Annotated in this window: 28 protein-coding genes, 1 pseudogene and 1 riboswitch; of the genes and pseudogenes, 15 read left to right on the top strand and 14 right to left on the bottom strand. The window is 68.6% G+C overall.

What is annotated here, in order from left to right; all coding sequences use genetic code 11:
- Nucleotides 1-9: 9 nt before the first annotated feature.
- Genes cfa through crcB form a run of 3 tightly spaced genes read right to left on the bottom strand, consistent with a single transcriptional unit; the run spans nt 10 to nt 1894 of the window.
- Nucleotides 10-1128 carry a cyclopropane fatty acyl phospholipid synthase gene (cfa, locus tag UUA_RS00810; RefSeq protein ID WP_008433435.1) on the bottom strand — a complete coding sequence of 373 codons (1119 nt, stop codon included), beginning with the start codon at nt 1126-1128 and terminating at the stop codon, nt 10-12.
- Nucleotides 1129-1153: 25 nt separating this feature from the next.
- Nucleotides 1154-1492, bottom strand: a complete 339-nt coding sequence (locus UUA_RS00815; RefSeq protein ID WP_008433437.1) for a DUF190 domain-containing protein — start codon at nt 1490-1492, stop codon at nt 1154-1156.
- 15 nt (nt 1493-1507) lie between these two features.
- Nucleotides 1508-1894, bottom strand: coding sequence for a fluoride efflux transporter CrcB (crcB, locus tag UUA_RS00820; RefSeq protein WP_008433439.1), 387 nt, complete (start codon nt 1892-1894; stop codon nt 1508-1510).
- A gap of 66 nt (nt 1895-1960) precedes the next feature.
- Nucleotides 1961-2063: riboswitch (Fluoride riboswitch) on the bottom strand.
- Nucleotides 2064-2140: 77 nt separating this feature from the next.
- Here crcB and UUA_RS00825 point away from each other — a divergent pair.
- Nucleotides 2141-3409 (top strand): multidrug effflux MFS transporter, encoded by a 1269-nt coding sequence (locus UUA_RS00825; protein WP_039953329.1) that lies wholly within the window; start codon nt 2141-2143, stop codon nt 3407-3409.
- 253 nt (nt 3410-3662) lie between these two features.
- Here UUA_RS00825 and UUA_RS00830 read toward each other — a convergent pair whose 3' ends face one another.
- Nucleotides 3663-4805 carry a DUF2235 domain-containing protein gene (locus UUA_RS00830; protein WP_008433442.1) on the bottom strand — a complete coding sequence of 381 codons (1143 nt, stop codon included), beginning with the start codon at nt 4803-4805 and terminating at the stop codon, nt 3663-3665.
- Nucleotides 4806-4911: 106 nt separating this feature from the next.
- Between UUA_RS00830 and UUA_RS00835 the strand changes: the two genes are divergently transcribed.
- The 4 genes from UUA_RS00835 (at nt 4912) to chaB (ending at nt 7239) form a co-directional block, all read left to right on the top strand.
- A complete protein-coding gene (locus UUA_RS00835) occupies nt 4912-5757 on the top strand; it encodes an isocitrate lyase/PEP mutase family protein (protein ID WP_008433444.1) in 846 nt (281 codons plus the stop codon).
- Nucleotides 5758-5791: 34 nt separating this feature from the next.
- Nucleotides 5792-6190 carry a carboxymuconolactone decarboxylase family protein gene (locus tag UUA_RS00840; protein WP_008433445.1) on the top strand — a complete coding sequence of 133 codons (399 nt, stop codon included), beginning with the start codon at nt 5792-5794 and terminating at the stop codon, nt 6188-6190.
- A gap of 126 nt (nt 6191-6316) precedes the next feature.
- Nucleotides 6317-6907, top strand: a complete 591-nt coding sequence (locus UUA_RS00845; RefSeq protein WP_008433447.1) for a DNA-3-methyladenine glycosylase — start codon at nt 6317-6319, stop codon at nt 6905-6907.
- Between the two features lie 104 nt (nt 6908-7011).
- A complete protein-coding gene (gene chaB / locus UUA_RS00850) occupies nt 7012-7239 on the top strand; it encodes a putative cation transport regulator ChaB (RefSeq protein WP_008433449.1) in 228 nt (75 codons plus the stop codon).
- A gap of 21 nt (nt 7240-7260) precedes the next feature.
- Here chaB and UUA_RS00855 read toward each other — a convergent pair whose 3' ends face one another.
- The 5 genes from UUA_RS00855 to UUA_RS00875 all read right to left on the bottom strand — a co-directional run bounded on the left by UUA_RS00855 (nt 7261) and on the right by UUA_RS00875 (nt 10403).
- The gene (locus UUA_RS00855; protein WP_039953333.1) at nt 7261-7761 is read right to left on the bottom strand and encodes a hypothetical protein; all 501 of its coding nucleotides are present in this window, start codon (nt 7759-7761) and stop codon (nt 7261-7263) included.
- 96 nt (nt 7762-7857) lie between these two features.
- Nucleotides 7858-8154, bottom strand: a complete 297-nt coding sequence (minE, locus tag UUA_RS00860) for a cell division topological specificity factor MinE (protein ID WP_008433452.1) — start codon at nt 8152-8154, stop codon at nt 7858-7860.
- 5 nt (nt 8155-8159) lie between these two features.
- On the bottom strand, nt 8160-8975 hold the full coding sequence (gene minD, locus UUA_RS00865) for a septum site-determining protein MinD (RefSeq protein ID WP_008433453.1): 816 nt from the start codon (nt 8973-8975) through the stop codon (nt 8160-8162).
- Nucleotides 8976-9012: 37 nt separating this feature from the next.
- The gene (minC, locus tag UUA_RS00870) at nt 9013-9783 is read right to left on the bottom strand and encodes a septum site-determining protein MinC (protein WP_008433454.1); all 771 of its coding nucleotides are present in this window, start codon (nt 9781-9783) and stop codon (nt 9013-9015) included.
- Nucleotides 9780-10403 (bottom strand): GNAT family N-acetyltransferase, encoded by a 624-nt coding sequence (locus UUA_RS00875; RefSeq protein WP_008433456.1) that lies wholly within the window; start codon nt 10401-10403, stop codon nt 9780-9782. The genes minC and UUA_RS00875 overlap by 4 nt, the downstream gene beginning before the upstream one ends.
- Before the next feature lie 192 nt (nt 10404-10595).
- Between UUA_RS00875 and UUA_RS00880 the strand changes: the two genes are divergently transcribed.
- The 7 genes from UUA_RS00880 (at nt 10596) to UUA_RS00910 (ending at nt 18909) form a co-directional block, all read left to right on the top strand.
- Nucleotides 10596-11819 carry a sensor histidine kinase gene (locus UUA_RS00880; RefSeq protein WP_008433458.1) on the top strand — a complete coding sequence of 408 codons (1224 nt, stop codon included), beginning with the start codon at nt 10596-10598 and terminating at the stop codon, nt 11817-11819.
- Nucleotides 11820-11925: 106 nt separating this feature from the next.
- Nucleotides 11926-12567 (top strand): response regulator, encoded by a 642-nt coding sequence (locus UUA_RS00885; protein WP_007507744.1) that lies wholly within the window; start codon nt 11926-11928, stop codon nt 12565-12567.
- A 225-nt stretch (nt 12568-12792) separates the two neighbouring features.
- Entirely contained in the window at nt 12793-14160 is a 1368-nt protein-coding gene (locus tag UUA_RS00890) for an SRPBCC family protein (RefSeq protein ID WP_008433461.1), read from the top strand.
- A 162-nt stretch (nt 14161-14322) separates the two neighbouring features.
- A complete protein-coding gene (locus UUA_RS00895; protein WP_008433462.1) occupies nt 14323-15264 on the top strand; it encodes an ABC transporter ATP-binding protein in 942 nt (313 codons plus the stop codon).
- Complete coding sequence (locus tag UUA_RS00900) at nt 15261-15995, top strand: ABC transporter permease subunit (RefSeq protein ID WP_008433463.1); 735 nt, start codon at nt 15261-15263, stop codon at nt 15993-15995. The genes UUA_RS00895 and UUA_RS00900 overlap by 4 nt, the downstream gene beginning before the upstream one ends.
- 4 nt (nt 15996-15999) lie before the next feature.
- A complete protein-coding gene (locus UUA_RS00905; protein ID WP_008433464.1) occupies nt 16000-17916 on the top strand; it encodes a GldG family protein in 1917 nt (638 codons plus the stop codon).
- A gap of 111 nt (nt 17917-18027) precedes the next feature.
- Nucleotides 18028-18909 carry a cytochrome c oxidase assembly protein gene (locus UUA_RS00910; RefSeq protein WP_008433465.1) on the top strand — a complete coding sequence of 294 codons (882 nt, stop codon included), beginning with the start codon at nt 18028-18030 and terminating at the stop codon, nt 18907-18909.
- A gap of 13 nt (nt 18910-18922) precedes the next feature.
- On the opposite strand, the gene UUA_RS00915 is transcribed toward UUA_RS00910, so the two are convergent.
- Together UUA_RS00915 and UUA_RS00920 are read right to left on the bottom strand one after the other, a co-directional pair.
- Nucleotides 18923-19423, bottom strand: coding sequence for a copper chaperone PCu(A)C (locus UUA_RS00915; RefSeq protein ID WP_008433466.1), 501 nt, complete (start codon nt 19421-19423; stop codon nt 18923-18925).
- An 11-nt stretch (nt 19424-19434) separates the two neighbouring features.
- Nucleotides 19435-20052, bottom strand: coding sequence for an SCO family protein (locus UUA_RS00920; protein WP_008433467.1), 618 nt, complete (start codon nt 20050-20052; stop codon nt 19435-19437).
- 80 nt (nt 20053-20132) lie between these two features.
- Here UUA_RS00920 and UUA_RS00925 point away from each other — a divergent pair, with 80 nt between their 5' ends.
- Nucleotides 20133-20510: a DUF423 domain-containing protein gene (locus UUA_RS00925; RefSeq protein WP_039953341.1), complete on the top strand. Its 378-nt coding sequence runs from the start codon at nt 20133-20135 to the stop codon at nt 20508-20510.
- A gap of 50 nt (nt 20511-20560) precedes the next feature.
- Nucleotides 20561-20971 (top strand): hypothetical protein, encoded by a 411-nt coding sequence (locus tag UUA_RS00930; RefSeq protein ID WP_008433469.1) that lies wholly within the window; start codon nt 20561-20563, stop codon nt 20969-20971.
- An 8-nt stretch (nt 20972-20979) separates the two neighbouring features.
- On the opposite strand, the gene UUA_RS00935 is transcribed toward UUA_RS00930, so the two are convergent.
- The 3 genes and pseudogenes from UUA_RS00935 to UUA_RS00945 form a co-directional block, all read right to left on the bottom strand.
- Nucleotides 20980-21222 carry a CPBP family intramembrane metalloprotease gene (locus UUA_RS00935; RefSeq protein WP_008433470.1) on the bottom strand — a complete coding sequence of 81 codons (243 nt, stop codon included), beginning with the start codon at nt 21220-21222 and terminating at the stop codon, nt 20980-20982.
- A 170-nt stretch (nt 21223-21392) separates the two neighbouring features.
- Entirely contained in the window at nt 21393-21578 is a 186-nt protein-coding gene (locus UUA_RS18680) for a type II toxin-antitoxin system antitoxin (protein ID WP_039953343.1), read from the bottom strand.
- Between the two features lie 34 nt (nt 21579-21612).
- Nucleotides 21613-22473: pseudogene (locus tag UUA_RS00945) on the bottom strand (SPFH domain-containing protein).
- Between the two features lie 147 nt (nt 22474-22620).
- Here UUA_RS00945 and purT point away from each other — a divergent pair.
- The gene (gene purT, locus UUA_RS00950) at nt 22621-23802 is read left to right on the top strand and encodes a formate-dependent phosphoribosylglycinamide formyltransferase (protein WP_008433473.1); all 1182 of its coding nucleotides are present in this window, start codon (nt 22621-22623) and stop codon (nt 23800-23802) included.

Genomic DNA, 23802 nt, shown 5'->3' on the forward strand with positions numbered 1-23802 from the left:
GCGGCCGGCTCAGCGCGGCACGCGATACCCGCCGGACACCCCGTGCGGGCTAAGCACCAGTTGCCACAGCTGGTCGCGACGGCAGCGGAACACCGCGGCGGAGGCGGCGAGGTAGTAGCGCCACATGCGCCGGAAGCGTTCGTCGTAGCCGGGCGGCAGGCCGGGCCAGGCGGCCTCGATGTTGGCGCGCCAGGCGGTGAGCGTGCGGTCGTAGTCGGCGCCGAAGTTGTGCCAGTCCTCGACCACGAACAGGTCCTCCAGCGCGGTGGTGAGCTGGCTCGCGGCGGGGATCATCGAGTTGGGGAAGATGTACTTCTCGATCCACGGATCGGGCTGCGCCGGCGCGCCATTGCTGCCGATGCAATGCAGCAGCGAGAGGCCGCCGTTCTTCAGGCAGCGGCGCACGGTTTCGAAGTAGGCGCGGTAGTTCCTGCCGCCGACGTGCTCGAACATGCCGATCGAGTACACCGCGTCGAACTGTTCGTTGACCTCGTGATAGTCCTCGAGGCGGATTTCGATCGGCAGGCCGGCGCACAGCTCGCGCGCGTAGTCGGCCTGCTGCTGCGACACGGTGATGCCGACGCCCTCCACGCCGTAGCGTTCGGCCGCGTATTTCAGCGCCTCGCCCCAGCCGCAGCCGATGTCCAGCACGCGCTGGCCGGTCTTCAGCTGCAGCTTGCGGCAAACCAGGTCGAGCTTGGCCGCCTGTGCGTCGTCGAGATTGTCGGCCTTGGCCCAGTAGCCGCAGGAGTACACCAGGCGCTTGCCCAGCATGGCCTGGAACAGGTCGTTGCCGAGGTCGTAGTGCGCCTTGCCGATCTCGAACGCGCGCTCGCCGCGCTGCAGGTTGATGAAGCGCGCCTTGAGGTGGGCGAGCAGGGTGTCGAGCGTGCGCAGCTCCTGGTCCAGTCCGGCGCCGAGCAGGCGGGTGAACAGCGCGGACAGGTCGTCGGCGTCCCACCAGCCGTCCATGTAGGCCTCGCCCAGGCCCAGCGAGCCGTGCGCGAACACACGCGCGTACAGGCGCTCGTCGTGCACGCGCAGGTCGGTCGGGGCGCCGCCGTCGATGCGGATGCCAGCCTGTTCGAGCAGTTCGCTGGCGCGGTTCTTCAGATCGTCCTGGCTCATGCGGGTCCCCGTGGAAGCGTGGCAGTCAGTGGCCACCAAGCACGGCAAAGTCTGCCGGCGAACGTGCATACGTCGCGTCGACACCGGCCTGGCGCACCAGTTGCAGCAGCAGTTCGGCCTGCTCCTCGCGCAGCAGGAATTCGATCTTCACCGGCAGGTCGTCGGCCAACTCGAAGAACTGCTCCTCGTGCAGCACGCCGTGGCGGCCGAAGCCGGTGATGGCGCGGAACACCGAGCCGCCACCGATGCCATGGGCCCTGGCCTGTTCCAGCAGCCACTCGGACAGCAGCATGCCATCGTGCTTCGCGCGCGAGTGGCAGTAGAAGGTCAGGTGTACGCCGTGCTGCAGGGTTTCCTGGTTCATTGGGTGCTCCAGGGTTCAGTGGCGCAGCAGGCTGCGGGTGAGCGCGATGCCGAGCACGGTCATCGCCAGCGAGCCGGCCACGTGCACGGCCACGTGGCCGCTGAACCACAGGTATTGCTGGCGCAGCAGCAGCGTGGCCGATTCCGCCGAAAAGGTGGAGAACGTGGTCAGCCCGCCGAGGAAGCCAGTGAACACGAACAATCGCAGCGCCGGCGACAGTGCCTGGAAGTGGTCGAACAGGCCCATCACGCAGCCCATCAGCAGGCCGCCGGCCAGGTTCGCCGCCAGCGTGCCCAACGGCAGGGTGGGGAAGACGGGGTTGAGCAGTACGCCCAGCCCCCAGCGCAGCCAGCAGCCCAGCGCGCCGCCGATGCCGATTGCCACAAATCCGTTCAAGCCCACGTGCGTGCCTCCCGACAGTGAAAGTGTCCGGTTGCCGCGGCAGGCGCGCCTGCGCCGCCGGGAACCGGAGGTGCAGGCATCATCAGCTTCAACGCAGGATCGCGAGTAGCGGTTTGTCCCGGCGCGCCGAAGGTGCCGGAACGGGAGGCATGCCATCTCCGAGCGGCCATCCTAATGGATCGGGCCGGTCGATCGTCAAGCGCAGCGGCTCTATACTGCGCGGCCCCATGTAGCCACCGTGCCGCCATGAGCCCAGCCCATCGTCCCGTGCGCCGCAGCCTGCCGTGGCTGCTGGCCGCGCTGTCGATGATCGGGCCGTTCTCGATCGATGCGGTGTTCCCGGCATTCCCGCTGGTCGGCGCGCGCTTCGGCGTGGACGCCGCGGCGTTGCAGCAACTGATCAGCGTGTACCTGGCCACCTACGCCGCGATGAGCCTGTTCCATGGCGCGATCTCCGACGCGGTGGGGCGCAAGCCGGTGATTGTCGCCGGCCTGCTGGTGTATGCGGCCGCATCGGTGGGCGCGGCAGTATCCAGCTCGTTCGCCATGCTGCTGACGTGCCGCGCGCTGCAGGGCATGTCCGCCGGCGCCGGGCTGGTGGTGGGCCGGGCGGTGATCCGCGACAGCCTGCAAGGGCCGGCAGCGCAGCGGCTGATGTCGCAGGTGATGATGATCTTCGGGGTGGCGCCGGTGATCGCGCCGATGGTCGGCGCGCTGCTGCTGTCGCTCGATGGCTGGCACGGCATCTTCTGGCTGCTGGCCGTGTTCTCGCTGTTGCTGGCGCTGGCCCTGCAGCGGTTCCTGGACGAAACCCATCCGCCGGCGCAGCGCACGCGGTTTGCGCCGCGGCCGCTGCTGGCAGGCTACCTGTCGTTCGGCCGCGACCGGGTGTTCTGGCCGCTGCTGGTTTCCAGCTCGGTCAATTTCGCCGGCCTGTTCCTGTACATCGCCTCGGCGCCGCACATCGTGCGCGGGCTGCTGCAGCTGTCGGCGCAGGGTTTTCCGTGGTTGTTCGTGCCAGTGGTGAGCGGGCTGATCGGCGGTGCCTGGCTGTCCGGCCGGATGGCCGGGCGGTACAGCGCGAAGTCCACGGTGAGCCTGGGTTATGCGGTGATGCTGCTGGCGTGTGCGGCGCACCTGCTGCTGGCGCTGGCGCTGCCTGCACCGCGGCTGCCGTGGTCGATGCTGCCGCTGATCCTGCACGGCATCGGCGTGCAACTGGCGTTCCCCACGCTCACGCTGCTGCTGCTGGATCGCTTCCCGCACCATCGCGGCGGGATCTCCTCGGTGCAGGCCTGCGCCAGCCTGATGCTGTGCAGCTTCGTGGCGGGGGTGATGTCGCCGCTGCTGTCGGGCGACATGCTGCAGCTGGCGTTGGGCGCGTCGGCGCTGACCCTGCTCGGCGTGCTTGCGTGGTGGTGGTACTACCGCATCACGCGCCGGGCGCTGGGGCAGCCGCTGGCCGGCGTCGATACGGCTGCCGGGATCCAGGCGGGGATCGCCGAGCCGCGCTGAGAGGTTGTGATTTTTCCAACCTCTGAGGCCGGCCACGGCGAGGGCATGGATGCCCGAGTTGAGGCAACGCAGGGAGCGGTTGCCCGATGCCCGAGTTGAGGCAACGCAGGAGCGGTTGCCCGAGGGCCGGGCATGAAACAGTCACACCAGTGACTGTTTCATGTGAGCGAGTCCGGGCGTGTACCGGACTCGCGACTGAAGAAAACCGCAGGAAGTGGTTTTCTTCACAAGCTCTGAGGCATCGCCGCATCGGCTACGCCGGTGAATCCGGCATGGCCGCGGGGACGCGCGCCACGGCATCCGCCAATACCAGCGCACTGCTGTCGGCCAGCGCCCTGACCAGTGAAGGTGAGCGATAGCTGCCGTCGGCGAGCCAGCGCTGCCATACCGAACCGTCGATCTTCTCGTTGACGCCGGTGCCGAGCATGCGGTCGAACGGCGGCTTGAATTCCTTGTAGAGGCCGTCCATGAATTCCGCGTACGAATTGCGCGTCACGCCGCTGGCGGCGTCGTCTTCCGGCATGAACAGCGCATGGCAGGCCAGCCCGGCGGCGATCGCCTTGCGCTGCAGCCAGGCCAGCGGCAACCCGGGCAGAGGGTCGGGGCGGCGCCCGGCGCCGTCGCAATCGTTGCCGCCGCCGACGTCGGCGTGCGCGCCGATGAACCAGCGCTGCTCGATCTCGATCTGCTCGGCCTTCTTCGAGGTCAGCGTTTCGCCGGGCTTCACCGTGTACGGGTTGCGCGTCCATACCGTGGGCGCGAAGTCGGCGCGGTGCTCGTCCAGTGCCAGCGCCTGGTAGGCGTATTTCACGATCCTGCTGAGTTCGGTGTCGTGGAACTGGTAGCGCTTGCGCGCGTAGGGAAACCACGAGGCGGTGCCCGGGATGCCGAGCGAGCCGACGGTATCCCATACGCCGATGAAGTGGATGTCGACCACGATCGAATGGTCGGCGCGGAATTCCACCGCGACTGGATCGTCGGGCTTGCAGCGGGTGTCGCGATAGACGTCGTACGCGGCGGCGACGTCGGCCCTGGCCACGCTGCCGTGGCTGTCGCAGCGGAGCAGGCCGCATTTGCGGATCATCCCGCCAAGGCTGCGCGCGGTATAGGCGCCGCGGCTGAAGCCGAACAGGTAGAGCAGGTCGCCGGGCTGCCAGGTTTCGCACAGCCAGCGGTAGCCATCGAGCACGTTGCCGGACAGGCCGTAGCCGAACGCGCCGCCGAGCAGATGGGCGATGCCGCGCGTTACGCCCACGCCGGGAATGTAGTTGACCAGCTGCGCATGGCCGCCCGCATCGCGCGGCGCGATCAGCCGGCGCAGGCGCTCCACGTTGGTGTCCGACTCGGGCTTGTTCCAGGTGCCGTCGAACAGCAGTGCGAGCCGGCGTGCGGTCATGGTGCCTCCAGCGGGATTGCGCAGGGCAACTCTAGGCCTCGGTGCTGCGCCGGGCCAGTGCCTGGCGCAGCCCACGGGTGTACCCTATGCGCCCTGACAACAGGCGATGGCAGACACTACGGTGGACAGGCAGGTCGACAAGGCGCACGCGTTCCGTCGGATGCACGAGCGCAGCGCGATCCTGCTGCTGCCGAACGCCTGGGATGCGGGCAGCGCGCGGCTGTTCGCGCAGCGCGGCTTCGCGGCGATTGCCACCACCAGCGCCGGCATGGCCTGGTCGCTCGGCTACGCCGACGGCGAGCAGGCACCGCTGACCGAGGTGTTGGCGGCGATCGCGCGGATCGTGCGGGTGGTCGACCTGCCGGTGACGGCGGACATCGAGACCGGCTATGGCGAGACGCCGGAGGCGGTCGCCGCCACGGTGCGCGCGGCGATCGCGGCCGGCGCGGTCGGCATCAACCTGGAAGACGGCCGCCCCGGCCACGGCCCGCTGCGCCCGGTCGAGGAGGCCGCGGCACGCATCCGCGCCGCGCGCGGGGCGGCAGAGGCGGCCGGCGTGCCGATCGTGATCAACGCGAGGGTGGACAACTGGATGCAGCACGTCGCCGATCCGGCCGTGCCGCTCGCCGACGCCGTGCAACGCGCGCAGGCCTACCTGGCGGCGGGTGCCGACGGCATCTATCCGATCGGGCTGGGTGACCGCGCCACACTGGCCGCGCTGGTGCGCGCGGTCGACGCGCCGGTCAACGTGGCCGCCGGCCCCGGCATGCCCGACCTGGCCGAGCTCGCCGGGCTGGGCGTGGCCCGCGTCAGCACGGCCACGCGTTTCGCCACGCTGGCGCTGGCGGCGGTGGATCGCGCGGCGGCAGCGCTGCTGGAGAGCGGCCGCTTCGACGGTTTGGCCGCCACCTTCACCTATGCGGACGCGCAGCGGCTGTTCGAGCGCGGCTGAGCGGCGCAGCAGTTTTTTCATCGAGGAGTCTGTAGTGAGCAAGCGTATCGAGTACGGCAAGGTGGCACCCGCGGGCCTGAAGGCCATGCTGGGCATGGAGATGTATGTGCACGGCTCCGGCCTGGAGCATTCGCTGATCGAACTGGTGAAGATGCGGGTGTCGCAGATCAACGGTTGCGCGTACTGCCTGGACATGCACAGCAAGGACGCGCGCGCCGCCGGCGAGACGGAGCAGCGCCTGCACGTGCTGGCGGCGTGGCGCGAGGCGCCGTTCTACTCGGCACGCGAGCGGGCCGCGCTGGCCTGGGCCGAGGCGGTCACCCTGGTGTCGACGAATGAACTGCCCGATGCCCTGTACGAGGAGGTGCATGCGCAGTTCGACGACAAGTCGATGGTCGACCTCACCCTGGCCATCATCACCATCAACGGCTAGAACCGCCTGGCGATCGGTTTTCGTGCGGACGTGGGCAGCTACCAGCCGAAGTCGGCGGCCTGAGAGTGGCGCCGCTGCTGCCCCGCCGCAGGCCGGCAGCGGCGTTCGTGCCGCGGATGCGCGAGTATGCCTGACCGGCCCGTGGCGCTGGGTCGCGCCTTCTACCGGCGCGACCCGCGCGCGGTCGCCCTCGACCTGCTGAACAAGGTGCTGCTGAATGCGGATGGCCGCAGCGGCCGCATCGTGGAAATCGAGGCCTACTGTGGAGCGGCGGATGCGGCCGCACATTCCTGGCGCGGTCGCACAGCGCGCAATGCGACGATGTTCGGTGCGCCCGGATTGCTCTATGTGTACTTCACCTATGGCATGCACTGGTGCTGCAACCCGGTCTGCGGCGAGGAGGGCGAAGGCGTTGCGGTGTTGCTGCGCGCGCTGGCGCCGCTGACCGGGTTGGCCGCGATGCGTACGGCGCGACCGGGTTGCCGCAGCGATCGCGACCTGTGCCGGGGACCGGCACGATTGTGCCAGGCTATGGGCATCGGCCGCGCGCAGGACGGCATCGACCTGGTCGGTGGCGCCGGCGGCTTCAGCATCGTCGACGACGGCGTGCCGCCGCCCGCCGCGCCGGTGGCCACCACGCGCGTCGGCATCACCCGCGCGGCCGACGAACCCTGGCGCTGGTACGTGCCGGGCGAGCCGCACGTCTCCCGTCGCTGAACGGCGTCGCCGTGTTGGCGCGGCGAGCACGTACGGTTGACGGCGGCTTGATCGCGCATGGCCCACGCTGCTTGGCATCACTCGTCCATTGCGGGGTCCGTGCCATGCCTTACGCATCCATCGGTGAACTGCCCGACAGCGTGCGCAAGCACGTGCCGAAACACGCGCAGGAAATCTACAAGGAGGCGTTCAACAGCGCCTGGGACGACTACGCCGACAAGGATGAACGCCGCGGCAGCGAGTCGCGCGAGGAGGCCGCGCACAAGGTGGCCTGGGCCGCGGTCAAGAAGAAGTACGAGAAGGGTGGCGACGGCGACTGGCATGCCAGGTAGCCGGGATTCGGGATTCGCGCGTCAAGCGTGCGGCAGGCTGCGTGCCTTGAGAAAGTCGCGGGCATTGTCGGCGTCGCGCTCGAACCAGGCGCGCGCGGAGCCGAGCCGGAACGTGTAGCCCCAGGCATCCATGTCGCGCATCAGGCGGTCGCGCCCCACGCCGGGCAGTTCGCCGGCCAGCACAATCTGCAGGCAGCAGGTGGCGTCCTCCTCCTCGATCGAATCGGTGGCATCGGTATGGACGTCTGGACGTCTTTCCGGTGGCAGCACGATCAGGTGGCTGGCCTCGTGCAGCAACGAATGCACCGGGGTGTCGTCGCGGGCGTAGACGGTGCTGCCGATGATACCGGCCTCCTCGTCGCCCCAGAAGCTGCCTGGAATCGGTTCGCCCGGCGCCACGCGCTGGAGCTTGAGGCCGAAGCGATCGAGCAGGGAAGCAGGCGCATCGAAGCCGATCTGGCCCAGGCGCAGCACGCTGCTGGCCGGGTCGTCGCCGCAGGCGAGAGGAGTGTCGGGGGACATGGGTGTGCGCGACGGACGCAGGTGGCTTCGATGGCGAGAAAGGACCGGGCGACGCGGCGTCGTCCGGGGACGGAATGGCGCTGGCTCAACCGGCTCTCAGCCGGTCTTGGCTTCGCCCTTGGTTTCGCTCCTGGCGGCTTGCTTGCCCTCCGGCAGGGTGACCGAGAGTTCGAGGATCTCGTGGCCGCTGTCGCGCTCGAAGTTGATGCTGATCGCCTCGAGGTCGACGTGGACATACTTCTTGATCACTTCGAGCAGCTCGTTGCGCATCATCGGCAGGTAATCCGGCGCACCGCGGGTGGAGCGCTCCTGCGCCACGATGATGCGCAGGCGTTCGCGCGCCACACTGGCGGTGGCCTCGGGCTTGCGCTTGAGGAAATCGAGAATACCCATCGTGATCAACCTCCGAACACGCGCTGGAGAAAGCCTTTCTTCGGTACGTCGATGAAGCGCAGCGGGCGCTCTTCGCCGAGGATGCGGGCGACCGTGTCGCTGTAGGCCTGGCCAGCCTGCGAGGCCGCGTCGACGATCACCGGGATGCCGTTGTTGGAGGCGGTCAGCACGTTCTCCGATTCGGGGATCACGCCGACCACCTCGATGCCGAGGATTTCCTCGACGTCCTTCACGCTGAGCATCTCGCCGATCGCCACGCGCGCGGGGTTGTAGCGGGTCAGCAGCAGGTGCTGGGTGACCGGGCTCTCGCCCTTCTCGGCGCGCCGGGTCTTGCTGGCGAGCAGGCCGAGGATGCGGTCGGAGTCGCGCACCGAGGACACTTCCGGGTTGACCACCACCACCGCGTGGTCGGCGAAGTACATCGCCAGGTGGGCGCCCTTCTCGATGCCGGCGGGGGAGTCGCACACGACGTACTCGAAGCCCTCTTCGGACAGGCCGTCGAGCACCTTTTCGACGCCCTCCATGGTCAGCGCGTCCTTGTCACGGGTCTGGCTGGCGGCCAGCACGTACAGGTTGTCGTAGCGCTTGTCCTTGATCAGCGACTGCTTCAGCGTGGCCTCGCCGTGCACGACGTTGACGAAGTCGTACACCACGCGCCGCTCGCAGCCCATGATCAGGTCGAGGTTGCGCAGGCCGACGTCGAAGTCGATCACCGCGGTTTTCTTGCCGGCCATGGCCAGGCCGGTGGCGAGCGAGGCGCTGGTCGTCGTCTTGCCGACGCCGCCTTTGCCGGAGGTGACAACGATAATCTCAGCAGTCAAGGGCCCATCTCCGCGTGGTTGTTCTTGTTGTGGGTGGCTACAGTCTGGCAATCAGCAGCTTGTCGCCTTCGAGCCAGCATTGCACGGACTGGCCCTCGAGGTCGCCGGGAATCTGTTCGAACACGCGATACTGCCCGGCAATCGCCACCAGCTCGGCGCGAAAGTCGGAGACGAAGATGCGCGCCTTGCCGTCGCCCTGTGCGCCGGCCATGGCGCGGCCGCGCAGGCTGCCGTAGATGTGGATGTTGCCGTCGGCGATCACCTCGGCACCGTTGGCGACGGCGCCGGTGATGATCAGGTCGCGCTCGCGCGCGTAAACCTGCTGGCCCGAACGTACCGAGCCGGCATGGTGCTGGGCGCCGTGCATGCCATCGGACGGTGGCGCGGACAGGATCGGCTCGCGCTGCACGGTCGGGGCCGCTTCGGCGCGCGGCGCCGGTTCGGCGGGTGACGTGCTGCCCGCGGCCGGCTCGTAGGCGGCGCGGAACTTGGCGATCAGCGGCAGGCCCATGCGTTTGGCCAGCGCCTCGGTCTCGCTGGTGCCGTAGGCCAGGCCCACCGGCAGCATGCCGGCGCTGCGCACTGCCTCCAGCAGCGCGTCGACGGCGCCGTCGTCGGGCAGGTTGGACAGGTGGCTCAGGTCCAGTACCACGGCAGCGCGGGCGAACATCTGCGGGGCGGCGCGCACGCGGCGCTCCAGTTCGTCGCACAGCGCGGCGGCGTCGACCCGGCGCACGCGCACGCAGGCAATACCGACCTGGCCGAAGCGCAGGTCGCAGGCATCGGTGACTTCTGCTTTTGCATTCACGGGCGCCGCTCTCCGGCGAGGCGGCGCGGGGTGGTGGCGTCGTGCAGGGCAGGGCGCTCGCGCTCGGCCAGCCACGGCACGTCGGGCAGGCCGCCATGTTCGAGCCAGGTGTCGCGCACGTAGGCGTAGCTGGGCAGGTCACGGGCCAGCAGGCTGACCTGCGGGCCGTGCTCGCCCATGCGCTGCTGGCCGACTTCCTGGAAGCCATAGGTGCCGTGGAACAGCACCACCACGTCGTCGCGCGGCTCCAGGAACACCTCGCAGGTGAGCAGTGGCACGCGCACCTCGGCGTAGCTGTGCACGTCGCAGTAGAAGATGCGGCCCAGGCCGTGGCGGCGATAGGCGTTGGCGATCACGATGCGGTCGATATAGACGAACTGCGGGTAGTGTTCGGCGAACCAACGGTAGTTCGGGCTGGCGTAGTCACCGCCTTCGCGCAAGGCGATCAGGAACCCGGCCAGGTGACCGTCGATCTCGGCCACGCGGAAATACTCGGCGTGCTCGTAGAAATAGCGCAGCTGGGCTGCATCGAGGGCGAGGATGGAGCGACCGGCGGCATTGTTGAGCGCCAGTACGGCATCCAGGTCGTGCTCGCGCACGTCGCGGATGGCAAGGGCCATTCGTTGCTCCGCAATGGTGGATTCGGGCGCGAGGTCGGGCCACAACCTCGCGCAATGGCCCATTATGACATGCGGCCGGGGGCCTTACATCTCGCAAGGGCACATGTAAAAGCTTCGTAAAGCCGGCATCGTCGCCCGCGCCATGACTTCCCGCGCATTGCACGAAGCGCCGCCACGGCCAATGATGCGCGGATGCGCTGGCCATTCATCAACCATATCCGCCTGCTCCGCTATGCGGGCTTCTTCACCTACCTGTCGGCGGGCACGCCGCTGGTCACCAGCTGGGCCACCGAAAGGCTCGACCAGCTGCATCGCCCGAACTTCTCGTTGCTGCTGTGGACGCTCTGCTACCTGATCTTCGGCCTGATGTACTGGCTGCTGACCAGCAACCTCGGTTCGCGCCGCTATCCGGGGCTGAAGTTGCTGGGGCTGACCCTGATGACGGCAGCGGCCGTCGCGGTGGGCTGGTACAGCCACAGCGGTCTGTCGGCGATGCTGATGGTGGTGGCCTCGCTGGTGCTGCCGTGGCTGCTGCCGTTCTGGCTCGCCGCGTCCTGGCTGGTGCTGCAGCACCTGAGCCTGGTGGCGGTGTTCGCCACCTTCCCTGAGTATGACCATAGCATCGCGGTGGGCTTCATCCAGGCCAGCATCTACCTGGGCATCTCGGTACTGGTGTTCATCACCTCGACCGTGGCCAGCCAGCAGGCCGAGCAGCGCGAGGTGCAGCGTCGGCTGAACTCCGAGTTGCGCGCCACCCGCGCGCTGCTGGCCGAGTCCAGCCGGATCGCCGAGCGCATGCGCATCGCGCGCGACCTGCACGACCTGATCGGCCACCACCTGACCGCGCTGAGCCTGAACCTGGAAGTGGCCAGCCACCTCAGCAACGAGGCGGCGTGCGCGCACGTGCGCAAGGCGCAGGGTACGGCCAAGCTGCTGCTGGCCGATGTGCGCGAGGTGGTCAGCGAGCTGCGCCAGGACGATGCGATCGACCTGACCCAGGCGCTGCGCAGCCTCACCGAAGGCGTGCCCGGCCTGAACGTGCACGTGGTCATGCCACCGCGCTTCAGCGTGGAGGACCCGCGCCGCGCGCAGGTGCTGCTGCGCTGCGCGCAGGAAATCATCACCAACACCGCCAAGCACGCCGGCGCGCGCAACCTGTGGCTGAATTTCGCCTACGCGGGGGAAAACCTGCTCGGCCTGCACGCGCGCGACGACGGCCGCGGCGCGGAGAACGTCGAGCCGGGCAACGGCCTGTCCGGCATGCGCGAGCGGCTGGCGGAATTCGGCGGCAGCGTGGTGCTGGACACCGGCCTCAGCCAGGGCTTTGCCCTGACCGTGCGGCTGCCGCTGGGCGAGCACATCGCACTGGCGCACGCGCCGACCCGGCTTGAGCCGCCGGCGCTGAATGTGTCGTAATCTTGGCAGCCTGCGCGGCGTGCAAAAATGCGCTGGTGTCGGCAGCGGCCCGGCCCGGTGGCTGTCAACATCACTTTCTTGAGTCATGTCTGCCCGAGGATCCGCGATGATTTCCGTTTGTCTCGTCGACGACCAGAATCTGGTGCGCCAGGGGGTCCGCTCGCTGCTCGACCTCGCCGAGGACATCCGCGTGGTGGCCGAGTGCGCCGACGGTGCCCAGGCCGTGCAGGACATTCCGCGGGTCAAGCCGGACGTGGTGCTGCTGGACCTGCGCATGCCGAACATGAGCGGGCTGGAGGTGCTGCAGGCGCTGTCCGCCCGCAACGAGCTGCCGCCGACGATCATCCTGACCACCTTCGACGACGACCAGCTGGTGCTGCAGGGGCTCAAGGCCGGCGCGCGCGGCTACCTGCTGAAGGACGTCTCGCTGGAGCAGCTGGTCGAGGCCGTGCGCACCGTGGCCGGCGGCGGCTCGCTGGTGGCGCCGATGGTTACCCAGCGGCTGATGGCCGGGGTGGCGCGGATGCAGAACAGCTTCACCAGCCTGGAGCAGCCCGACCCGCTGACCGAGCGCGAGACCGAGATCCTGCGTCTGCTGTCCGGCGGCTACAGCAACAAGGAGATCGCCAACTCGCTGAAGGTGGCCGAGGGCACGGTGAAGAACCATGTGTCCAACATCCTGTCCAAGCTCGGCGTGCGCGACCGCACCCGTGCCGTGCTGAAGGCGCTGGAAATGGGCATCGTATGAGGCGGGCGGGGCCGCTGCGGCGGCCACGCCGTGGCCCGCTTTTGGCCTTCCGGATGGCCTGCGACGGGCGATAGCGTTCCGGCCCGCGAGCAAGTAACATCCGTTGCTTCGGCGTTTGCCGACCCCCTGCCATGGCCTACGGGTGAACCCTCGGGCGGGCCCGCGTGGACGGCTGGGGCAACCCTAATCTAGGTATGGCGTAAAGACGCTTCGGAGAACTCTGGAATGATGCGTGTCTTTGAATTTCTTGCTGCCCTGGTCATTGTGGCGGTCATCGGCGTCCTGGCGGCTGTAGTCATGCCCGGCAGTGGCCACGTAGAACGCCAGCTGGTTGTCGGCAAGGACATGCGGCAGGTCTACGACGTGCTCAACAACTACCGGCGGCTGCCCGACTACTCGGTGCTGCGCTCGTACGACCCGCGCATCGAGTTCAGCTTCTCCGGCAAGACTTACGGCCCGGGCGCCGAAATCAGCTGGGCCAGCACCGACCCGAAGGTCGGCAAAGGCGGCCTAACCATTGCCAGCGCCACCCCGGATTTCGACAAGATCGACAGCAACACCAAGTCCGCCAGCATCGTCTGGAACCTGGACAACAGCTGGCGCGGCCTGGACAAGCATTTCACGCTGGACCTGGAGCGCCAGGGCAGTCGCGGCCAGCTGACCCAGGTCACCTGGTCGTATGACGTCGCCTACGGCTGGAACCTGGTCAACCGCTTCGCCAACCTGTACATCCACGGCGATCCGGACTCGTTCATCCAGTTCAGCCTGAACAACCTGCAGAACGTACTGGCCGGCGTGCCGAACATCGACTACAGCCAGCTGATCCCGTACATCGAACAGACCCAGCCCACTCCAGTGCTGCTGGTATCCACCTCGATCCAGCGCAAGGACGGCATGGAGGCGGTGGAAGACGCCATCGCCAAGGCCAACACCGAAGTCCAGGCGGCCGCCAAGAAGCTCGGCGTGAACGTCACCGGCTCGCGCATCCTGATCACCACCAATTACGGCGACCAGACCTACAGCTTCGACGTGGCGTTCCCGATCGACTCCAGCACGCTGACCATCAACGGCCAGAGCGAGCAGCTGACTGCGGCGACCCCGCCCGCGCTGGATGCCGCCGGCGCGCCGGCCGAGGCCAGCAGCGCCGCCGCCGCCGCGGACGCCAACGTCGCCGCCGGCAGCCGCGACCGCTACGGCCGCCTGGTGGTGGACGGCAACGTGCGCGCCACGCTGGCCTTCGGCGGCGCGGCGTTGAAGGGCGTGTGGAACGGCACCTTCGCCGGTGTGCCGCAGACCCGCGACATGCTCAAGGCCTACGCGCAAACCCACGGCTACAAGTACGACGAGGTGGTCAACCGCCCGTACGACGTGATCGCCACGCCGGAAGTGAAGGATGCCGGCGGCAACATCACCACCTACGCGAAGTACAACGTGTTCCTGCCGATCAGCAACGCGCCGGAGCACACGCCGGAGCAGGAAGCCGGCCTGCAGCCGCCGACGCTCGACGAGGGCGCCCCGGCCGCAGCGGGCTCCGCCCCGGCACCGGCCACCAGCGCCGCCAAGCCGGCCGCGGCGGCCAGCGCAGGCCAGTAAGCCGGCATCGCCGCGGCGCATGAAAGGCCCTTCCGTCCGGAAGGGCCTTTTTCTTTTCGGGCCGCGGGCCGGCGTCTTGCGGTACATTGCGGGGCGATCCGCGGCGACGGCAGGCGGGTTCGCCCGCGCCATGCGCGCACCCGCCCCAGCCCACCATCGGACATGATCGAAACTGACCAGCTCACCCGACGCTATGGCAACCTGACCGCAGTGGATGCGCTGAGCATCCGTGTCGAGCCGGGCCAGGTGCTGGGGCTGCTCGGTCCCAACGGTGCCGGCAAGTCCACCGCGATGCGCATGATCGCCGGCTTCCTGCTGCCCAGCTCGGGCACCGCGCGAGTATGCGGGCACGATATCGGCCGCGAGCCGCTGCAGGCGAAGCGTGCGCTGGGCTATCTGCCCGAAGGCGCGCCGAGCTACGGCGAGATGACCGTGCGCGAGTTCCTGCAGTTCATCGCGCGCATGCGCGGGCTGAGCGGCGAGGCTGCTTACCGCCGCTTCGACGCGGTGGTGCAGCAGTTGCAGCTGGAGGAAGTGCTGGGCTTGTGCATCGACACGCTGTCGAAGGGCCTGCGCCGGCGCGTCGGGCTGGCCCAGGCGATCCTGCACGACCCGCCGGTGCTGATGCTGGACGAACCCACCGACGGCCTCGACCCGAACCAGAAGCACGCGGTGCGCCAGCTGATCGACGTGATGGCGCGCGACCGCACCATCCTGATCTCCACCCACCTGCTGGAGGAGGTGCACGCGCTGTGCAACCGGGTGGCGATCATCGCCCGCGGCAAGCTGCTGGCGGATGCCACTCCGGCCGAGCTGGAGGCGCGCTCGCGCTATCACGGTGCGGTGTCGTTCAGCGCGCCGGGCAGCGGCATGTCGCAGGAGATGCTGGGCCGCCTGCCGCAGGTGGCGGCAATCGAGGTGGATCCGCTGGACGGCCGCATCACGGTGTTCCCGAAGCCGGGCGCGCGGGTGCTGGAGCCGGTGGAGACCCTGCTGCGTGAGCAGGGCCTGGAGGTGTCGGAGATCCAGCTCGAGCGCGGCCGGCTGGACGAGGTGTTCCGCCAGATCACCACCGGCGGCGATGTCGCGGAGGGGCGCGCATGAGTCCGGTCAACGCGGTGTTGCGGCGCGAGCTGCGCAGCTACTTCGTGACGCCGGTGGCGTACGTGTTCCTGGTGATCTTCCTGGTGCTGGCCGGCATCCTCACGTTCTATGCAGGCGACTTCTACGAGCGCGGCCAGGCCGACCTGCAGCCGTTCTTCACCATGCACCCGTGGCTGTACCTGATCCTGGTACCGGCGATCACCATGCGCATGTGGGCGGAGGAAGCCAAGGGCGGCACGCTGGAACTGCTGCTGACCCTGCCGCTGACGCTGTGGCAGGCGATGCTGGGCAAGTTCCTCGCCGCATGGCTGTTCATCGGGCTGGCCTTGCTACTGACCTTTCCGATCTGGATCACCGTCAACTACCTCGGCTCGCCGGACAACGGGGTGATCCTGGCCGGCTACCTGGGCAGCTGGCTGATGGCCGGCAGCTTCGTCGCGATCGGCGCCTGCCTGTCCGCGCTGACCCGCAGCCAGGTGGTGGCGTTCATCCTGACTGCGCTGGTGTGCGTGCTGCTGATTCTGGTTGGCCAGCCGCAGGTGCTGGATTTCTTCTCCGGCACGCTGCCGCGCAAACTGATCAACGCGGTGGCGCACCTGTCCATGCTGCGGCACTTCGAGGCGATCGCACGCGGCGTGCTGGACGTGCGCGACCTGGTCTATTTCCTGCTCAGCACGCTCGGCTGGCTGGCTGCCGGTGTGTTGCTGCTCGACCTGAAGCGGACGCGCTGACGCCATGCCCCGCTCGCGCCTGCATCGACTGCTTGCCACCCCGCTGCACCTGACCCGGCGCGGTGTGCTGTACGGTGCGCTGGCGCTGCTGCTGCTGCTGTTCGTGCCGCTGATCGTGGCCAGCAGCCGCTGGCTGCATGCCTCGCGGGTCGACCTCACCACCGACAAGCTGTACACGCTGACGCCGGGCACGCTGCACATCGTCGACACGCTGCAGCGGCCGTTGCGGCTGACCCTGTACTTCTCCGAACACGCCACCCGCGATCTGCCGCAGTTGCGCAGCTACGAGCAGCGCGTGCGCGAGATGCTGCAGGAGATGGTGGCGCGTTCGCACGGGCGCATCCGGTTGCAGATCATCGACCCGGTGCCGTATTCCGACGACGAGGCCAGCGCCGAGGGCAACGGCCTGACCGCGGCGAACGGCGGCAGCAACGGCGAGCGGGTGTTCTTCGGCCTGGCCGGCAGCGCCATGTCCGGCGGCCGGGAGAACGAGGCCATGGACGATCGCGTGCCGGAGAAGACGCTGGCGATCGCGTTCTTCGATCCGGCCCGCGAGGCCTTCCTGGAATACGACGTCGCCAAGCTGCTGTACGAGCTGAACCAGACCAGCAAGCCGCCGATCGGGGTGATCAGTTCGCTGCCGGTGCAGGGCAACCCGGTGCTCGGCACGCCGCCGTGGGCGGTGTTGCAGCAGTTGGGCCAGCTGTTCGACGTGCAATCGCTGGATGCGTCGACGTTGCGCAGCATCGACGAGCACATCAAGGTGCTGCTGCTGATCCACCCCAAGCGGCTGCCGCCCGATGCGCAATACGCGATCGACCAGTACGTGCTGCGCGGTGGCCACCTGGCGGTATTCGTCGACCCTGATGCGGAACTCGACGCCTCGCCGTATGCGCCGGACAGCACCACCTTTCCCGATCACGGCTCGGACCTGCCGCGGTTGTTCAAGGCCTGGGGCGTGAGCTACGACCCGCACAAAGTGGTGCTGGACCGCGCCCGCGCGCTGCAGATCGAACTGGCCGGCAGCAGCCTCAACCACCCGGCGATGCTCGACCTGGGCGCGCAGGAGCTGAACCGCAACGACGTGGTCACCGCCAGCCTGCAGCGGATCAACGTGTCCACCGCCGGCTATTTCGACCTCGCTGCGAATGCGCACACGCGGCTGGTGCCGCTGTTGCAGAGCAGCGCCGAGGCCGAGGTGGTGCCGACCCAGCGGGTGCTGGACGCGAGCAGCGACCCCACCTCGCTGCTGCAGGATTACAAGCCCGACAACGCGCACTACGTGCTGGCGGCGCGCCTGCGTGGCACGTTCGACAGCGCGTTCCCCGAGCGTGCCGGCGGGGCGGGCCACCGCGCCAGGTCGGCGCCGGACGCCGAGGTGATCCTGGTCGCCGACACCGACCTGCTCAGCGACCGGCTGTGGGTGGAGCCGCAGACCATCCTCGGCCAGACCATGATGCGGGTGTTCGCCAACAACGGGGATTTCGTCACCAACCTGGTGGACAACCTCAGCGGCTCCTCGGCGCTGCTGTCGATCCGCGGACGCTCCACCTCGCAACGGCCGTTCACGCGGGTACAGGCGCTGCGCAACGTGGCCGACCAGAAGTTCCTGCAGAAGGAACACGAACTGGAGCAGGAACTGGCCGATACCCGCCGCCGGCTGGATGAACTGCAGCCGGCCAAGGGCAGCCATGCCCGCACCGCCACCACCGAGCAGCGCCGCGAGATCGAGCAGTTCCGCCAGCGCCAGCTGGCAATCAACAAGGAATTGCGCGACGTGCAGCACCAGCTCAATGCCGAGATCGACGCGCTGGGCCTGCGCCTGAAGTTCATCAACATCGTGCTGGTGCCGGCGCTGGTGGTGCTGCTGGGCCTGTTGTATGGCTGGCGGCGCACGCGCCACAGCCGGCGGCGACGCTGAGCCGGCCATCGCGCGGCGACTTGCCGCAAGCCCGAGGCTGACTCCTCCGCCGCGCGGCATTATGCTGGGCGGTCGCCGGCCGTTGCCGGTGCAGACCGAAGTGCCGTTGCAGTGACCGCTACCTTGCTGAAATGGATCGTGCCGTGGGAGTTCTCGTGGGTGCTGCTCGCGTGCTTCGTGACGGCCGCCGTGCTGTACCTGCGCGGCAGCCGCCGCTTGCCGGTCAGCTTCGGTCGCAAGCTGGCGTTCTGGTGCGGCATGGCGATCATCTACCTGTCGCTGCACACCTACCTGGATTACTACGCCGAGCATGAGTTCTTCATGCACCGCATCCAGCAGCTGCTGCTGCACCACATCGCGCCGCTGCTGATCGTCACCGCCTACCCGGCCACGGTGCTGCGCGCCGGCCTGCCGCTGGCGTGGCGGCTGCGCCTGCTGCGGCCGCTGCAGCGTTCATGGCCATGGCGACTGGTCTTCCGCGTGCTGCTGAACCCCACCGTGGCGACGCTGCTGTTCATCGCCTTCATCCTGGTGTGGCTGATCCCGTCCCTGCAGACGCTGGCGATGCTGGACTGGCGCATCTACCGCTTCATGAATTGGAGCATGCTGGTCAGCGGCTTCGCCTACTGGTCACTGGTGCTCGACCACCGGCCGCATCCGCCGGGGCGGATGACCGCCGGGCTGCGCGTGCTGTCGCCGGGGATCACCATGACGCCGCAGATCGTGGCCGGCGCTATCGTCACGTTTTCCAAGACCGACCTGTACCCGATCTTCGAGATCTGCGGCCGCGCTTTCACCTTCAACGTGCTGACCGGGCAGCTGATCGGTGGCGTGATCATCTGGGTGCCGTCGGCGCTGGTGGAGACGATCGGCGGGCTGATGGCCTTGCGCATGTGGCTGCGGCTGTCGCGCAACGGCCGCCTGCCGCGCAAGCCGCCGCGCCGGCCGGCTGTCCACCGCTCTGCAGTGACCGAACCGGTCGTGCCGGACTGAGTCTCGCCGCGGCTCAGTGGCCGTGTGGCATCGCGTCGTGGTCCATCGCCGGCGTGGCATGGTCGTCGCCCGCGTCCATGGCATTCGCCGGCCGCGCGACGAAATCGGTGGCCAGCGTGCTGCCGTCGCCGAACTGCAGCGTCAGCGTCACCGTGTCGCCGGGTTTCACCGGTGCATGCGGCCGCATCAGCATCAGGTGGTAACCGGCCGGCGCCAGTTCCGCCTTGCCGTGCGCGGGCACGTTCAGCGCATCGACCATCGCCATGCGACTGACGCCGCCTTCGCGCGAGCTTCGGTGCAGCATCACCTCGGCGTACACGCTGCTGCTGGCGCCACGCAGCGCGACCGGCTGGTTGCCGTCGTTCTCCAGCGTGACGTAGGCGCCGGCCGGTAGCGCGCCCGGCAGCACGCGGATCCAGGCGTGGCTGGCGCGGATGTGCGCGGCGTCGTTGGCGTGGGCGCCGCCGGCCAGCAGCAGGCCGGCCAGCAGCAGCGGCAGGGCGGCTGACTTCATGCGGGATGACTTCATGACGTGGCTCCGGTGTCGAGCAGCAGGTGCAGGTCGTGTACCAGGTCGTCCTGCGAGGCGGACGGGGTGGCCAGCAGACGGGCGCGGCCGCCGCGGTCGAAGACGTAGATCGCCGAGCTGTGGCTGACTTCATAACTGCCGTCGGCCGCGCTGGGCTCGCGGGTGAAGGCCGAGCGGTAGCGCTTGCTCAGCGCCTCGACGCTGCGCGCATCGCCGACCAGGCCCACCGCCCGCTTGTCGAACGCATTGACATAGCCGTGCATGATCGCCGGCGTGTCGCGCGCCGGGTCGACGCTGACGAACAGGATGCGCGCACCGTCGGCCAGCGGTCCCAGCCGCTGCATCACCACGTGCAGTTGCGCCAGGGTCAGCGGGCAGACGTCGGGGCAGTGCGTATAGCCGAAGTACAGCAGCACCACCTTGCCGCGGTAGTCGGCGCCGGTAACGGCCTTGCCGCTGTCGTCGGTGAGCTTGAAATCGAGGTCAGGCATGTGTCCGCTGATGTTGGTCAGCCGCAGCGGCAACGGTTCGCCGCGATGGCAAGCGCCCAGCAGCACGCCGGTGGCGAGCAGCAGGAGCAGCAGGGCGGGGCGCAACCAGCGGCGGGGCTTCATGCGAGAATCCTTGGTGTTCATCCATTCAAGCATACGACACCGGCCGCATGGCCGGGTTCGTCCGGGCCGGGATACGCACGATGCGAGCACCTGTCACTTCCCGCGTTGCCCTGCTGGTCGGCCTGGCCGGAGCCAGTGCGGTGTTGCTGGGCGCGTTCGGCGCGCATGCGCTGCGCGGCGTGCTCGATGCCCGCGGCAGCGAGCTGTGGCGCACGGCAGTGGACTATCACGTGTGGCACGCGTTGGCGCTGGCCGTGGCGGTGGGACTCGGGCGCGGCCGCAGCGGGCGTCTTGCGGCCGCGGCCTTCACTGTCGGCATCGTGCTGTTCAGCGGCAGCCTGTACGCGCTGGCGCTGGGCGTGCCGCGCTGGGTCGGGATCATCACGCCGTTCGGCGGCGTGGCCTTCATCCTAGGCTGGCTCGCGCTCGGCTGGGCCCTGCGCACGCGCAACGAATAGTTCTTGCGGCTGTCATCCGGTGGTAATCGCCGCTTGCGATGGTGCGGGGCATGAACCCGCAGATCGCCCTCCGCCAATGGTCTGTCGTGGCCTGGTCGCCAGGCCGCTTCTCCCGCGGCATGGTCGGCGCCGCGCTGCTGCTGGCGTTGGCGTCGGCGCTGTTGTGGTGGTGCTGGCCGGTTGCCGGTCGCGCGGCGGGAACGCCATCGACGCCATCGCTCGTGCACTGGCAGGACGCAGCCCACGACTGGCTGCTGGTGGTCGACCCGGCGACCCGCGAACTGGTGGTCTACGACGCCGCCAACGGTCGTCCGTTGCAGCGGCTCGGCGCGGACGACGGCCTGCCGGAGGTGCAGTCGATAGCGCGGCAGGGACCATGGCTGTGGGTAACGGGCAAGCAGCATCCGACGGTGCGGCTGAAGCTGCCGCAGTTGCAGGCGATGGCCGCCAGCGACCGCTGAGCGGCGGGTCAGGCGGTGCCGGTCGGCGGCAGCGCCACGTGCAGCACCAGATCGGCGCAGAAGTGCGCCAGCATCGCGTGCTCCAGTCCGTACTTCCAGAACGGTCCGTCGCAGGCGACGCCGACCACGGCATTGAGCAGGACGATGCGCGCGATCAGCAGCGGCGTGCCGAGCAGGTCGGCGGCATGCGCAGCGGGCAGGTGGCCGCCGCCGAACAACAGCGCGGCCAGCACGATCGCCAGCATGAACATCACGGGCGCGCCACGCACTGGTTGCCGCGCGCCAGCAGCCAGCACAGCACACCCCGGTCTTCACCACCGCTTGCAGCGCGCCGGCGAGACCAAGCAGCGCGGCAAGCTTCAGGTGCGGGCCGCTGACCGGCGGGTGGGCAGGCATGTGCACGCCCTCTTTCGTGGGCTGCTCAATCGGCGTCGTGGTCGTCGGCCGCCGGCCTCGTCGGCCTCGTCAGCCTCGCCGGGCCAGCCTTCAGCCGGTCGGCCTTGCGCGGTGCCTTGCGCGGCACGTACTCGATCTGCGCGTTTGGGCTGCGCAACTCGTCGTCAGACCAGTGCTGCATGGCCTCCAGTACGACAGCGCTGACGCGCAGCGGATAGGCTTTTTCTCGCCGGTCATCGCGACGATCAGTACAAGGTGCCGGTGTTCAGCGCCGGCTGGGTGCCGCGCTCGCCCCACAGCACCACCAGCAGGTTGCTGACCGTGGCCGCCCTGCGCTCCTCGTCAGGTTCACCACGCCGCACTGGCTGAGCTGGTCCAGCGCCATCTCGACATGCTCACCGCATCCTCGACGATCTTCGTGCGGGCGGCGATGATCGCGCCGGCCTGTTGCTGCTGCAGCATCGCCTGGGCGATTTCCTGGGGGTAGGCGAGGTGGCTGATGCGCGCCTCGACCACCTGCACGCAGGCCTTGCCGGGGTGGGTCTGGATCTCGTCGCGCAGGTGCGAGTTGATCATCTCTCATGGCTGCGCAGCGAGGGTTTGCCGTCGTCGTGGGCGCCGTAGGGGTAGCTTTGCGCCATCTGCGCGCAGCGCCGACTCGCTCTGGATGTGCGCGAAGTTCTCGTAATCGTCGACGCAGATCACCGCCTCGGCGGTGTCGATTACCTGCCACACCACCATCGCGGTGATCTCGATCGGATTGCCGTCGTTGTCGTTGATCTTCAGCTTGCCGCTCTCGAAATTGCACATGCCCAGCGAGATGCGCCGGCGGCTGCAGAACGGCTTGGTCCAGCGCAGGCCTTTCCTGCGTACGGTGCTGGTGTACTTGCCGAACAGCTGCAGCGCCGGGCCCTCGTTCGGGACGAGCTGGGAAAAGCCTTTCAGCCGGAAGCCGTCGATGGCCGGCGCGATCGCGCCGGCCATCGACGGTGTTGGCGAGTGCCCTGCGCAGTGGACAGCACCGGCGCGGCGCCGATCGCGGCGAGCATGAGGCACAGACCGATGAAGGGAATGCCGGCGATGGAAAAACCATGGCGTTCGTTCATGTGTCGTCTCCCTGAGGTTTGCTGGTTGGATAGCAATTTGATATCACAACCAAGTAATGCGGCATGCTTCCACTGGCCTCGGTCAGGGCGCGCGCTGCCGGGCGGCGTAGCGCATACAATGCCGGCTCGTCCGCAGCGGAGAACCCGATGAAACCTTTCGGCACGCCCCATTCCGACCACGCGCTGCGCGTGCTGCTGCTCGGCGCCGGCGAGCTGGGCAAGGAGGTGGCGATCGAACTGCAGCGCTACGCGGTGGAAGTGATCGCGGTGGACCGCTACGCGAACGCGCCGGCGATGCAGGTGGCCCATCGCAGCCATGTGATCGACATGCTGGACGGCCAGGCGCTGCGCGCGGTGATCGAGCAGGAAAAGCCCGACGTGGTGGTGCCGGAGATCGAGGCGATCCACACGCCGACCCTGATCGAACTGGAGAAGGAAGGCCAGCGGGTCATCCCGACCGCCCGCGCGGCATGGCTGACCATGGACCGCGAAGGCATCCGCAGGCTGGCGGCTGAGGAGTTGCAACTGCCCACCTCGCCGTACCGGTTCTGCGACGACGAGGCGCAATATCGCGATGCGGTGGCCGCGATCGGCTACCCGTTCGTGATCAAGCCGGTGATGAGTTCGTCCGGCAAGGGCCAGAGCGTGGTGCGCGCCGCCGATGGGCTGCAACATGCGTGGGATTACGCGCAGTCCGGCGGGCGCGCGGGCAAAGGCCGGGTGATTGTCGAGGGTTTCGTGGACTTCGACTACGAGATCACCATGCTCACCGTGCGGCACGTCGACGGCGTCAGCTTCTGCGCGCCGATCGGCCACCGCCAGGAAGAGGGCGACTATCGCGAGTCGTGGCAGCCGCAGCCGATGAGCGACGCCGCGCTGGCCGAGGCGCAGCGGCAGGCCGCCGCGGTCACCGGCGCGCTGGGCGGCTGGGGCGTGTTCGGCGTGGAGTTCTTCGTCAAGGGCGATGCGGTGATCTTCTCCGAGGTCAGCCCGCGGCCGCACGACACCGGCCTGGTCACGCTGATCTCGCAGGAGTTCTCCGAGTTCGCGCTGCACGCGCGGGCGATCCTCGGCCTGCCGATCCCGGTAATCCACCAGTACGGACCGGCGGCCTCGTGCGCGGTGCTGGTCGAGGGCGACGGCGCCGGGCCGCGCTACCACGGCGTGGCCGCGGCGCTGGCCGAGCCTGACACGCAGCTGCGCATCTTCGGCAAGCCCGCGGTGAAGGGGCGCCGGCGCATGGCGGTGACGCTGGCGCGCGGGGCCACGCTGGAGGCGGCGGTGGGCAAGGCGGTGCGTGCGGCGGGCCATCTGCGCATCGAGCTGTGA

The sequence above is a fragment of the Rhodanobacter thiooxydans LCS2 genome, from assembly GCF_000264375.1.
GTDB lineage: Bacteria > Pseudomonadota > Gammaproteobacteria > Xanthomonadales > Rhodanobacteraceae > Rhodanobacter > Rhodanobacter thiooxydans.